At 61.1% G+C, this 13,737-nt stretch carries 7 protein-coding genes; all 7 read left to right on the top strand.

Annotated features, from left to right (window positions below; all coding sequences use genetic code 11):
* The first annotated feature begins 266 nt into the window (after positions 1–266).
* The 7 genes from ACR65W_RS14175 to ACR65W_RS14145 are packed head-to-tail and all read left to right on the top strand — an operon-like array spanning position 267 to position 13,735.
* A complete protein-coding gene (locus ACR65W_RS14175) occupies positions 267–2,699 on the top strand; it encodes a TonB-dependent siderophore receptor (protein ID WP_434501245.1) in 2,433 nt (810 codons plus the stop codon).
* Between the two features lie 16 nt (positions 2,700–2,715).
* Complete coding sequence (locus ACR65W_RS14170) at positions 2,716–3,003, top strand: hypothetical protein (protein ID WP_434501244.1); 288 nt, start codon at positions 2,716–2,718, stop codon at positions 3,001–3,003.
* Positions 3,000–3,284, top strand: coding sequence for a hypothetical protein (locus ACR65W_RS14165; RefSeq protein WP_434501243.1), 285 nt, complete (start codon positions 3,000–3,002; stop codon positions 3,282–3,284). The genes ACR65W_RS14170 and ACR65W_RS14165 overlap by 4 nt, the downstream gene beginning before the upstream one ends.
* Before the next feature lie 15 nt (positions 3,285–3,299).
* Complete coding sequence (locus ACR65W_RS14160; RefSeq protein ID WP_434501242.1) at positions 3,300–4,901, top strand: PepSY-associated TM helix domain-containing protein; 1,602 nt, start codon at positions 3,300–3,302, stop codon at positions 4,899–4,901.
* The gene (fes, locus tag ACR65W_RS14155; protein ID WP_434501241.1) at positions 4,898–6,262 is read left to right on the top strand and encodes an enterochelin esterase; all 1,365 of its coding nucleotides are present in this window, start codon (positions 4,898–4,900) and stop codon (positions 6,260–6,262) included. Before ACR65W_RS14160 ends, fes begins: the two co-directional genes overlap by 4 nt.
* A 4-nt stretch (positions 6,263–6,266) precedes the next feature.
* Positions 6,267–6,491 carry an MbtH family protein gene (locus tag ACR65W_RS14150; protein ID WP_434501240.1) on the top strand — a complete coding sequence of 75 codons (225 nt, stop codon included), beginning with the start codon at positions 6,267–6,269 and terminating at the stop codon, positions 6,489–6,491.
* A gap of 44 nt (positions 6,492–6,535) precedes the next feature.
* Positions 6,536–13,735 carry an amino acid adenylation domain-containing protein gene (locus ACR65W_RS14145; RefSeq protein WP_434501239.1) on the top strand — a complete coding sequence of 2,400 codons (7,200 nt, stop codon included), beginning with the start codon at positions 6,536–6,538 and terminating at the stop codon, positions 13,733–13,735.
* Positions 13,736–13,737: the final 2 nt, after the last annotated feature.

The following is a 13,737-nucleotide window of genomic DNA, read 5'->3' as shown; positions in this document are numbered from 1 at the left end:
CTCGGACCGGTCCGCCGCGTGATCGGATTCTGTTGGCTTCGGCGCTGTACGGTGACTGCGTGCGAGTCGCTTTGTTTACAACTTAAGCAATAAAGTACTAGCTACTTTGGAATGAGAATAAATACAAGTAATATATGGTACATATGTCACATGGCGCTTAAAATACTTCCGAAATGACGGTTACATAATTGACGAAAAAAAAATATTCGAGCTATGTGCAGCATACAAAGCGAGGCATCGCGCTGCACAATAGTAGAGGCGGAAGAATGACCAAGAAACATTCCAGAAGTTCCTGCCTGGACATCTCGGCGATCGGGAAAAAATCCCTGCTTGTATGTAGTCTCGGCGCGCCGGTCGTGATCGCGCTCGAAGTCGCATCGGCCCTGGCGCAGAACGCCTCGCAAACATTGCCTCCGGTGACCGTGGATGCGCCGCGCGAAAAGCCGCAAGCCAAACCCCGGCAACAAACGCAACGTCCCGTCGCGTCGAGCGCACGGGCGAGCAGCGTTCATCCGAGCGGCCCGAGACCGCACGTGGCTTCGACGCCGCACGGCGCGACTTCCGCCGCCCCGCAGGTCGGTCCTCCACTCCTCTCCGGCGCAAGCGGCGTTGCACCGTCTCCGCCAACGGGCGAAATCGGCAATCTTCCACCGGCCTATGCCGGAGGCGAGGTCGCTCGCGGCGGCCGGCTCGGCATGCTCGGCAATCGCGATTTCATGGATACGCCGTTCAATATGACGAGCTACACGTCGGCGCTGATCGAAAACCAGCAGGCGCGCACCTTGCAGCAGGTCTTGGAGAACGATCCGTCGGTCCGCATGGCCACGTCGGCCGGGCACATTCGCGAGAATTTCAGAATTCGCGGATTTCCGGTGCTCGGCAGCGAGCTCGCGCTCAACGGCATGTATGGTCTCTCGCCTGACGGCCATGTGCCGACCGAATTCCTGGAGCGCGTCGAAGTGCTCAAGGGGCCGGGCGCGCTGCTCAACGGCATGGCGCCGTTCGGCGCGGTCGGCGGCTCGATCAACCTCGTCACCAAACATGCCGGCGACGCGCCGATCACCAGCGTCAGCACGGATTACACATCCAGTTCTCAGTTCGGCACGCATATCGACGTCGGCCGGCGCGGCGGCGACCACAATCAGTTCGGCATTCGCTACAACGGCGTTTATCGCAGCGGCGGGACCGCGCTCGACGAGCAGTGGAAAGTGCGGGGCCTGAACGCGCTGGCGCTCGATTTCCGTGAAGAGCGCGTCAGGCTGTCGATTGACGCCTATCATACCCAGGAAATTTTCAAGAACGGCAGCGCGTTCATGGCGAGCTTCACGGGCGTCGGCGTCGCCGCCGCGCCTCATTCAAGCAAGAATCTCTTCATCGGCTCCAACGCGCGCTTCGAGAATGCAGCCGTCGTCGCGCGCGGCGAGCTTGACGTCGCCAAGAATGTCACCGTGTTCGCCGGCATCGGCTTTTTGGACAGCCGAAACTTCGGCTTCACAAATGGAACCCAGGCGATGGGCGTGAACCTGCTCGGCAACTACTCCAGAGCCCGAATCGTCAATCTGCGCGGCTATACCAATACGCTGTCGACGCAGGGCGGCATTCGCGGGCAGTTGGACACGGGACCGCTGCGCCATCAATTCGTGCTGAGCGCCTCGGCGCTGAAATTCAGCAGCAGTTCCGAATTCGGAGCTATCTCGCCATACAGCTCCAACATTTATGTGCCCGTCGTGCCGCCTCAGGCGCCGCCGCCGCCGGTCGTTCCGAATACTGCGTTCCGTTGGGGGCAGCCGTATTTCGAGACCGATCCAAGGAAGACGGGAGAAACCTACCTCGCGAGCCTCGCTTTCGCCGACACCATCTCGGCCTTCGACGAACGCATCCAGCTCATCGGCGGCCTGCGCAGCCAGCGGGTGATGACCAAGACGTTCCAGGCTAATACCGGCTTTCAGACCAACTCCTATGACAGCCATCGCCTCTCGCCGGCCTTCGCGCTGATCGTCAAGCCATTCGACAACCGCCTGTCGCTTTACGCCAACTATATCGAGGGCCTCAGTCAGGGGTTGCGAGTCACCAATCCGCTCGCAACCAATTACAATGAGACGTACCCGCCCTTCGTCTCCAAGCAGATCGAAACCGGCGCGAAGCTCGATTTGGGCATTCTCGCGAATACCCTGAGCTTCTACGAGATTACGCAGCCGACTCTTTCCACCGTGACTACGGGCGGCCTGCTCAGTTACAAGCCCGTCCAACAACGCAACCAGGGCATCGAGTGGAACGTCTTTGGCGAGCCGATCCCAGGCGTCCGCGTGCTCGGCGGCGTCTCTTATATGATTGGCGTCATCACTCAGAGCGCGGACGGAAAGACCACCGGAAAGAACGCCTTCGGCATTCCGAGATGGCAGGCGAACCTCTATGGCGAATGGGACCTCCCCTATCTGGTCGGGGTGACCGTGGAAGGCCGCGTCATCTATACGAGCGCCCTCTATGTCGACTCGTTGAACTATTACCGAATTCCTGAATGGACGCGTTTCGACGCGGGGCTTCGCTATGCGACGAAGATATACGGCGTGGATATGACGATGCGGGCGAATGTGAACAATCTGTTCGACCATAGCTATTGGTCCGGAGCGTACAACGACGGTTACGCCACGCTGGACGCGCCGCGCACTGTCCTCCTGTCGACGACGTTCAACTTCTAAGGATAGGGAGCGGACGTTGAACCTCTCGCCCGCAGCTATTCAATGCGCCGCCTGCGTGGCCATCGCGACGGGCGCCGCCAGCCTCTATCTCGGCGCGCAGAACCAGCGCTGGCTGTCGCGGCCGCTGCCTGGGTTGTGGAGCGGCGTCGCTGGCGCGGCGTTGCTGCTTCTCGGCGTTTTTCTGTGGAGTCAGACGGTACAGCTTTCAACCGCGATTTTCGGGACGCTCGCCCTGGTCATGCTCCTGTTCATCGCTTTCCCGTGCCTGGGGGCGCTGCGAACCTTCATCAGGAACGCGCCATGAGTCAGATCCGACGCGATTGGGTTAGCAAAACCTCGGCCGGCGCCATTCTGGGCTTCAGCCTCGCGATCGCGCTTGCGGGCCTCTTTGCGTGGCTCAGTCCCGGCGGACCGACGACTCCAAATAAATTTCAGCTCGTGATGTGGCTTATCGCGCCGATCTGGCTGACGACGCTGAGCCTGTGTTTCTTCTTTTCGAGCGGTATACGCGCCTGGCTCTGGCTGGGCGGCGTAAATCTACTAGCGTACGCCGGCCTATTCGCCTGCCGCCTTCTCCTTCGCTAATTAGGACAACGCACGATGCGCAGCGACGTTGTTCGACTCTATAAGGTTGTTCATACGTGGACAGGCATCACAGCCGGGATGTTTCTGTTCATCGCCTTCTACGCCGGCTCCATCACGGTGTTCGCCGAGCCGCTCGCGCGCTGGGTGTCATCCCCCGCTCCCGCCCGCCTCACCGCCCTTGCCCGATCGGATGAATTGATCGCGCACACGCTTGCCGCTCGGCCCGACGCAGCGAAGGAATTCACACTTTATCTGACCGATACCGAAGATCTTTGGGCGCGCCTCACATGGCGGAAAGGCAAGGACGACAGGACGCCGTGGTCGGCGGAGCTCTCTCCCGAAGGCGACTTGCGCCTTGCGCAGTCATATCGCTCGAGTCTTGCCGACTTCGTCGACAACATTCACCGAACCGCTGGCATTCCAGGCGCCAATGACATCGGCGAGATCATCATGGGCGTCGTGAGCGCCGTCTATGCCGTCGCGCTTGTGTCGGGCTTGATCATCGTTCTGCCTTCGCTCGTTAAGGATCTCTTCGCCCTGCGGATAAGCCCCAATCTCAAGCGCATGTGGCTCGACGCGCATAATGTCGTAGGCATCGTCAGCCTGCCGTTCCACATCGTCATCGCGCTGAGCGCGGTCGTATTCTGCCTGCACGAGCCGCTGTACGACACGCTCGACTATGTCGTCTATGACGGCCGTCTGAAGTCGATCATGGCCGCGAGCAACCCCTTCAACTCTATCAAGAAGGACGAGCGACCCGCGCCCATGCTGCCCGTCAACACGCTCCTTGAGCGAGTGAAGGCGGCGTCGCCGGGTTTCGTCCCCGACGAGATGCGTTACCGAAACGCTGGGCTTCGTGGCGCCTCGGTTCAGGTTTGGGGGCATGACGCCCGTTATATGACGAGAGGAAAGGGGTTTGCGGTCATCAGTCCGGTCACGGGCGAGATTGTGAACACGGATTATTTTCCAGGCAGAGAGGGAGCTTGGACGGGCGTCGTGGCGACGTTTTTCGCCCTGCATTTCGCCACCTTCGGCGGCGATGTCGTGCGTGTCTGCTATTTTCTGCTCGGCATCGCGGGCGCTTTCCTCTTCTACTCCGGCAATTTGCTTTGGATTGAGTCTCGCCGGCGAACTGAACGGCGAAACGGCGGGCCCGTAAATCAGAAGACATCGACGCGGCTGATGTCCGCCGCGACGGTCGGCGTTTGTCTCGGCGCGATCTGCGCGATCTCCATCACGATCGTGGCGGCGAAATGGTTGAACGGCCGCGTCGCGAACATCGATGTGTGGCACAATGGCGTTTATTACGCCGTGTTCCTTGCGAGCGTCCTTTGGTCGTTGCTCAGGGGAGCGGCCGCGGCCAGCGTTGAGCTTCTCTGGCTTGCCGCGATAGCCGCCGCAGCAATTCCTTTCACCTCACTGTTCAGTTGGGCATCGCCTGCGCTCGGCATGCAAGGTTCGGCGAGCATGGCCGCGCTCGGCGTCGACATCGTCGCGCTCTCCGCGGCCTTATGTTTCGTCTGGATGGCGCGCTCCGCTGCCCATCGCGTGGAATATGGGCCCGCCGACAGCGTTTGGGCCGCTTCCCACCGGCAAATGCAGGAGGCGGCGCGATGACGACGCGTTGCGAGCAATTGTTGAAAGGCCGCTTCGGCCAAGACGTGGGTTCCGATCGCTGGTGGCGTCGGGTCGCCATCGAAGGGTGTCCAATTGTCCAGGCGATAGGCGGGGACCGGGCGCGCGTCTTGTTCTTGTGGCGTGATCCTAAAGGCGATGCGACGACCTCAAGGATTCGATCCGTCTATATCGATATCTGCTCAGTCACTGATCATCATAGCAATGAACCCGCCTCTTTGGAGCGGATCGCCGGAACGGATGTCTGGCATTGGTCATTCGAGGTAGAGGCTGAATGGCGGGGAAGCTATTGCTTCATCCCTCTCGATGACAGCCATCTCCATCGCGCGCGCGGCGCTGACGGCGAAATTTCGCCGAAGGATTGGTGGCGCGCAGCGCTGAAGTTCGCTCAGACCGATTCGTTGAACCCCAACCTTTGCCATGTCGGCCTGCGCGGACAGCCGTTGTCCGCCGCACATCTTCCACAGGCGCCAATGCAAACGGCATGGCGAGACGTCGACCGCAAGCGCCACCTCGCGGCCGATCAGAGCCGCCTGCATCGAATGGAATGGAACAGCGCTCGGCTGCGCAACAGCCGCCGTGTTTGGATTTATCGCACGGGCGCTACGCCCAAAGAAAGAGAGCTTCCTCTCGTCGTGCTCCTCGACGGCCAATATTGGGCCGAAGCCATGCCGGTCTTCTCAGCCCTGGACCATGCCACGCGCGCCGACTTGCTCCCGCCCAGCATCTATGTGCTCATCGATTCTCTCAATGCAGACATGCGTCGTCGCGAGCTCGCGTGTGACGAGGCTTTTCTGGAGGCCGTTCAGCGGGAGCTATTGCCAATCGTGGCAGGCCTCGCGCCGTACGGCCACGATCCGAGCAAGACAGTCATCGCGGGACAGAGTTTTGGCGGACTCGCGGCGCTTTTCGCCGGACTTCGCTCGCCAGAATGCTTCGGTTGCGTGCTCAGCCAATCTGGCTCGTTCTGGTGGCCGGGAGGCTATGCGCGGGGGGAGCTGCGGCCGCACGTTCCTGACACGCGCGGCCATGCGCGAGACGTCGTCGCCGATTTGATCGAGCGCAGCAAGAGCAGCGCTACCCGTCTTCGCGTCTTTCTTGAGGCTGGAAGATTTGAGAAAATCATTCGCATCGCCAGCGACCGCGTTCATCGGACTCTCATCGATGCAGGGCACGACGCCCACTATCGCGTCTATTCGGGCGGGCACGATCCGCTCTGCTGGCGTGGCGGGTTGCTTGACGGACTGTCCCTTCTGCTCGCCGACAATCGTGCGGCGCCAGCTGGCGCAACGGCGTCTCGCTCGGACGCCTCAAGATTAGCAATTACAAACGCGACGGAGTGAATGTGTGAACGACGCGCAGCCAAACCCATTCGACGACGAAAGCCTTACGTTTCTCGTGCTGGTCAATTCCCAGGGCCAGCACAGTCTCTGGCCGACATTCGCCCCGGAGCCCGCAGGCTGGCGACGGCTCTTCGGTCCGAGCGATCGGAACGACTGCGTAAAATTCGTCGATGAGCATTGGACGGACATGCGCCCGCAGTCGCTTCGTGACGCTTCCCGTTCGCGTTAACCGAATGACTTCGTAGGCAGCCTTTCTTTCGAGGGGAACGACAAGTGCTTCTTGCTCCGCCTTTGCGACCTTCCTCGCCGATCGCGCTTGAGCTCCCGCTCATTGCCGCGCAGCCGGGCATCTGGATGGGGGACCAAGTTTCCCCAGCGCGAAACGCCTTCATCGTCGCGCAATACGTAGAGTTGAAGGGCGCCGTGGATGTCGAATCTTTCCGCCTGGCCATTCGCATCGGACTTTCTGAGGCTGATACAGTTCATGCCCGGTTTATCGAGTCCGAGGGGCGGCTCTCGCAAATCATTCCTCAACGCCGAAACGCTGGGGAGTCGCCCGATCCGGATGTCGTTGACGTTAGCGAAGAACCTGATCCGGAGGCCGCAGCGCTTGCCTTCATGCGCGCCGATCTGGCGGCGGATCTGCCATTGGATGGCGACGCGTTACTCTATCGGCACGCGCTGATTCGTCTCGGCGAAACTTCGAACGGCGAGCGTTGGTTCTGGTATCAGCGATACCACCATATGATGGTCGATGGTTTCAGCTTTGCGGCCATCGCGCGGCGCATCGCTGAGATCTATACGGCGCTAAGGCGCCGAAAGCCTTTAGGGGATTCGCCTTTCACCTCCTTCGCCGAAATTGTCGAAGAATATCGGTCCTACGAGGGCTCTAAGGCGCAGGAAGCAGACCGATTTTTTTGGCTGGACCATGCCCAAAATCTGCCGGCCCCGATCGCATTGTCGCAGCCGAGCGCGAGGACTCCCCAGGCCGGGGCTGTGTCCTTGCCGCTGCGGCGCAGAATATCTCTTCCGCCAGACGTTATGACGGCGTTCGAGACGCAAGGCGCCGCGGTTCGCGTCTCCGGCGTCGAAATGGCGATGGCGGCCGTCTTTGCGTATCTGCATCGGATGAGCGGCGCGACGCGATTGACGGTCGGCATGCCTTTCATGCGACGCATGGGATCCATTGCGCTCTTCGCCGCAGGTCCTGTCGTCAACGTCCTGCCTGTACAATTGAGCATCGTACCCTCGATGTTGTTGTCGGAGGCGGCGACCGCGCTTGCCTTGGAACTGAGGGCGGTGCGGCGGCGCCAACGCTACGAAGCCGAACAGCTGCGGCGAGATCTTGGGTTGGTCGGTTCTGATCAATCTCTCTACGGGCCGATGCTCAATCTCAAGATGTTCGATTATCGGCTCGATTTCGATGGCGTCGCGGGCGTGACGCATCAGCTGGCGTCGGGCCCCGTCGAAGACGTGGAAGTCGATCTTTATGTCGACGACGGCAGACTGACGATCGATCTCGTCGCGAATTGCGATCGTTACGACGAGCAGGATCTGGAACTGCACGCGAAGCGGCTCGCCTGCCTCGTGGAGCGCCTCGCGGAAGATCCGAAGCTCGCGATCGGCGCGGCGCCGCTCTTGACCGAAGGCGAGCGCGCGCTGATGGCGGCGGCGAACGACACAGCGAAAGATGTTCCACGGCTGACATTATGCGACATGTTCGCCGCCCAGGCTGCAAAGACGCCAAACGCTATAGCGCTCGTTGATGCCGACCATACGTTCACCTATCAAGAGGTTCGACGCGAGGTCTCTCGACTTGCGCGAATGCTTGCAGACGCGGGGGTGGTCGCCGAGGACCATGTCGCCGTGGCGCTTCCCCGTTCCGTTCATTTGAGCCTTGCGATCTTGGCGGTAATTGAAAAAGGCGCCGCATACCTGCCTCTCGACATCAATTATCCCGACGAGCGACTGGCCTATATGGTCGAGGACGCAGCGCCGCGCTTGATCATCACCTGTGAGAATCTGCGAAGCCGCTTCGAAAAGATGGGGCCGGTTCTGATCTTCGATGAGCTTGCCCCCGGCGTCGAAGAATATCCCTCAGCGCCAAAGACGACGCTCACGCCCGACCACCCGGCCTATATCATTTACACGTCAGGCAGCACCGGGAAGCCGAAGGGCGTCGTGGTCTCTCACGGCGCGGTCGTCAATCTCCTGTACTGGCTTCAAGACGAATATTCGCTGACCGCCGATGACGTTGTTTTGCAGAAGACCCCGTGCAGCTTCGATGTTTCGGTCGGCGAGTTCTTCTGGCCACTGACATGCGGCGCGCGTCTCGTGATGGCGCCGGAAGAAGTCGACCGCGATCCGGAAGCGCTGCTTCAGGTCATCCGTGACTATCGGGTCACGACGATGAATTTCGTACCGTCGCTGCTTGCCGCCTTTGTCGCCGGCGTTCGGACGACGGCGAACGCCGCGCGTGACGCTGTGAGCCTGCGCGCAGTGTTTTGTATTGGCGAGGCCCTGTCGAAGGAACTCGCTGAAGCTTTCGAGAGCCTGTTTCACGCCCCCCTTCATAATGTTTACGGACCGACCGAAGCGACGGTCGAGGTGACGTATCAACCCGCGTTCGGGCAGGCGCTCGCGTCGGCGCGGGGACCGGGCGTGCCGATCGGGCGGCCTTTGTGGAACACGTGCTTGCGCATATTGGACGCGCGCTTGCGCCCCGTGCCGATCGGCGTCGCTGGCGATCTCTATCTAACGGGGGCGCAACTTGCGCAAGGCTATTGGCGCCGCGCTTCGCTGACCGCCAGCCGGTTCATCGCCGACCCCGAAGCCAATGGCGAACGCATGTATCGCACTGGCGACATCGCGCGCTGGCTGCCTGACGGAACTGTCGATTATCTTGGTCGTAGCGACGATCAGCTTAAAATTCGCGGTCAGAGAATCGAGCTTGGCGAAATCGAAAGCGCTTTGCGGGATCAGCCCGGCGTCGGGCATGCGGCGGTTATCGCGCGAATTCTTGGCGGCGGAGAGGCGTCGGCGCTCGCTTCCGATGCGCGCCAATTGATCGGCTATGTCACGCCCGGAGCGCCCGGCGACGAACTCGACGGCGAAGCGCTCCGCGCGGGGCTGGGGAAGCGCCTTCCGGCCTATATGACGCCGGTTGCGATCATGGTTTTGGAAGAATTTCCACTGAGCGCCAATGGCAAGCTCGATCGGAAGGCTTTGCCCGATCCGTCCGAGGCGGCTCAATCAAAAAGCCGTCAGCCGCTTCCTGGACGCGAAGCGATGCTGGCCGAACTTATCGCGGGCATCTTGCGCGTGGACCACGTCGGCGCCGATGATGATTTTTTTCTTCTCGGCGGCGACAGCATTTTCGCGATAGGCCTTTGCGCGGCGCTGCGTCGGCGCGGCGCTCTGTTGCGGCCGCGAGACATCTTCGAATGCCGAAGCGTCGCCCGCATGGCTCAGGCGCTCGAGTCGCAAGCGCCCACGCCGTCCGTGGCAACTCTTGAGTCCAACGAAATCAGCGAGGCGGAGCTAGATGCGTTGCGCGAGCGTTACGGTCCAATCGCCGCCGTATTGCCTGCATTGCCGTTACAAGAAGGACTACTGTTCCATGCCCGGCTCGGCGAGCAAGCCAGCCGCTACAACGCTATCTCCCGCTTTGATTTCGCAGGTCCGCTTGACGTCGAAAGACTCAAGGATGCGCTGGAGACGCTGCTCCGCCGTCACCCCCAGTTGGCCGCGGTCTTCGATGTTCAACAGGGGGCGGCGTTGCAAATCCTTCCGCTGCTCGATGAGGGTTCCAGTCTACGTCACTGGCCATGGAAGCGTTGTAAACTCGACGCATGCGATGAAGAGCAGCAGTTCGCCGAACTTGATCGTCTCGAGCGGGCGGAACTCGATCGGGATTTTCTTGGCGCCGAGACGCAGGAGCGGATGATGGCGCAGGCGACGCTCGTGCGCCTTGCCGCCGACAGGCATGTTCTGCTCATCTGTTCGCATCATTTGATCGGCGACGGCTGGTCTTCAACGATCATGCTGCGAGAGCTGCTCGGCGCCTATGCAGGTTATGCGTTGCCGGATCTCATGCCGGACTATCCGACAGTCGTGCGTCGCCTCACAAGCCGCGATCCGGTCCCGGCGCGTCACGCTTGGAGAGAGTCGCTGCAGGGCGTCGCGCCGACGTTTTTGTTTGAAGGCACAAAAGACTTCGGAGTCATTCATGAGCTGCCGCTTCGTCTTCGGCCCGGACTCATGGAAGAGCTCGAGGCGCTGCGCCGCAGCCGCGGCCTGACGCTCAACACGCTGATGCAAGGCGTGTGGGGCGCATTCCTTGCAACAATGACGGGTCGCAACGATGTCGTCTTCGGATCGCCAATGTCGGGCCGCTCCGAGGCGATCGAAGGCGTCGAAGCGCATATCGGACTCTTTACCAACACGCTGCCGGTCCGCTTGCGGCTGCGCCCGGATCAGCCGCTGCTCGAGCAGCTAGCCAATGTACAGCAACGACAAATTCGGCTGCTGGAGCATGACGGCGTTGGCCTTGGCGAAATCCAGCGGCTGTGCGGTGTTCCCATCCTCTTCGACACATTGCTCGTGGTGGAAAATTATCCGGAAGACGCGAATCTGTTCGCGGCGGACTTCGGCGGTCTGCGATGCGTTGGCGCCCGCAACCGCGGCTATACGCATTATCCTCTGACGCTGATGGTTCTGCCGGGCCGCGAACTGGAGCTGCGGCTCGAATATCGTGAAGGCGTCAAGGAGCCGGAGCGCATTGCCCGCCGTGTGACGCGACTGCTGGAACAGATCGTCGACCGCCCCGACGCGCCGCTCTCTGCGATGAACGTTTTGCTCCCCGAGGAGCGAGATTTGTTCGATCGCGTCAATGCGACGAAGGTGAATAATCATCCGAGCACCCTGTGCGAGCTGCTGGCGGACCAGGCGCAGTGTACGCCGGACGCCATAGCGCTGGACGACGGCGATCATGCGCTGTCCTACCGCGAGGTTCGGCGGCAAGTGACGGGGCTCGCGCGCAACTTCGCGGCCACCGGCGTCACGACCGGCGATATCGTCGCGATTGCGCTGCCGCGTTCTGTTCGACTCGTCATCGCGCTGATGGCCGCGCAAGAAGCGGGCGCCGCCTATCTGCCGCTCGACACCAGCTATCCGGAAGAACGTCTTGCGTACATGATGCAAGACGCTCGACCTCGCCTCATCGTCACGACGCGTGATCTGCAGGAGCGCTTCGAGCAATTGGGCGCATCGCTCGTCTATGATGAGCTGTTGGATGGTCCGAACGAAGACAGCTTGAAGAGCGTAATCCGTCCAAGCCCCGAAGATGCAGCCTATGTCATCTATACTTCCGGCTCGACGGGTCGTCCTAAGGGCGTGACGGTCTCTCACAAGGCGATCGTCAATCGTTTGCGCTGGATGCAGGATGAGTACCGATTGACTTCTGACGACGTCATTTTGCAGAAGACGCCAAGCAGCTTCGATGTGTCGGTATGGGAGTTCTTTTGGCCGCTGATCACGGGCGCGCGTCTCGTCGTCGCGCCGCCCGAAGCGCATCGCGATCCACGCGAGCTGCTTCGGCTCATTCAGGACCACCGGGTCAGCGTGATCCATTTCGTTCCATCAATGCTCGCGACCTTCGTCGCGACGGCCAAATCCGAGTCCGGCCATGTGGTGGACTCCAGCAGTTTGCGTCTCGTCTTCTGCAGCGGCGAAGCGCTGTCAAAAGAATTGGTCCGGTCATACGAGACGCTGTTCGGCGCGCCGCTGCATAATCTCTACGGTCCAACAGAGGCGGCTGTCGACGTCACCTATCAACAAGCCTGCGGAGTCGGCGCAGACGAGGCTGCGGAAGCGGCCAGCGTTCCAATTGGCAAGCCTGTGTGGAACACCGCCTTGCGGGTTCTCGACGGCTGGCTGCGGCCGACGCCGGTCGGAGTCGCGGGCGAACTTTATCTTTCGGGCGTTCAACTTGCCGATGGTTACCTCGGCCGTCCGTCGCTCACGGCCAGTCGTTTCGTCGCCGATCCTTTTGCGGACGGCGAGAGAATGTATCGCACAGGCGATGTCGTCCGCTGGCTCGCGAATGGGACGGTTGAATATCTCGGTCGCGCCGACGACCAGATCAAGATCCGCGGTCAGCGGATCGAACTCGGCGAAATCGAAAGCTTGCTGCTGGAGCAGCCCGGCGTCGCGCAAGCCGCAGTCATAGCAAGAGCGACGGGCGAACGAGTCGGCGGCGGCGCCGATGAGCGTCAGTTGATCGGCTATGTCGTTCCATCAAGAGATACGGAGCTTGATGGCGAGGCGTTGCGCAGCGCGCTGTCGCGGTGTCTGCCAGGCCATATGACTCCAACAGCGGTCATCTGCCTGAAGGAATTTCCGCTGAACGCCAGCGGAAAATTGGACAGGAAGGCGTTGCCGGCGCCGGGAAGTGCGCTTCATCGCCAAGGCCGCAAGCCGCTTCCGGGAATTGAAACGACTCTTTCAGAAATATTCGCGCGCGTTCTTGGAATCGATGAGGTCAACGCCGACGATGATTTCTTTGCGCTCGGCGGACATTCCTTGCTCGCTATGCAGCTTGCCGCGGAGTTGGAGACGGAATTCAAGACGCCTGTTTCCGTCGGCGAAGTCATCGTCAGTTCGAGCGTCGAGCGGCTTGCGCGCGAGCTCTTCGACGAACAGGCGGGCGAAGAGCGCAAGGCCGGTTTTGGCGAAGTGCTGCATCTGCGCTCAGGCGCCGGCGCGCCGCTGATCTGTATTCACCCCGCGTCAGGCTTTTCGTGGCAGTTCAGCGTCCTCACCCGCTATCTCCAAAGCGATTGCCCCGTGATCGGACTCCAGTCGCCGCGGCCGAACGGAGTCATCGCCGTCTGCGATACGATGGATGAGGTCTGCAAGAGACATCTCGAAACGATCCGCAAAATTCAGCCTCGCGGGCCTTATCGGCTGCTCGGCTATTCGCTCGGCGGCGTGGTGGCGCAGGCCATCGCTGCGCGACTCGTTGAAGAAGGCGACGTGGTCGAATTCCTCGGATTGCTCGACACCTATCCGCCAGAAATTCAGGACTGGAGCAGACCGCCGACGGAAGACGAAGAGCGCGAGATCGAGAAGGAGCGCGCGCTGTTCATGAACGCCTCCAAGGATGCTCTCGACTCGGCCTTGGCGAAGGAGAAGGCCGAGATGTTCGGCAATATCATGAGGAACTACAAAGATTCAGTGCGTCTACTCTCCACTGCGAGGACGGCGCGCTATCCCGGAGCGGTAACGCTATTCGTAGCGAGGCGGACCTTGCCGCCGGGAATGGACGTCCAGGAGACCTGGCGTCCCTATGTGGGCCAGCTCAACGTCGTCGACCTGGACTGCGCCCACACGGACATTGTCTCTCCGCGCTCCTTGCAGGCTTTGGGGCCAATCCTCAATGGCTTGCTGCGCGACAGAGAGGCGAGGAGCTAGGG

Origin of the sequence: Methylocystis sp., assembly GCF_051062815.1 — a bacterium.
GTDB lineage: Bacteria > Pseudomonadota > Alphaproteobacteria > Rhizobiales > Beijerinckiaceae > Methylocystis.
The sequence above is the reverse complement of the archived record's forward strand: the minus strand, read 5'-3'. Positions and strand labels throughout refer to the sequence as shown.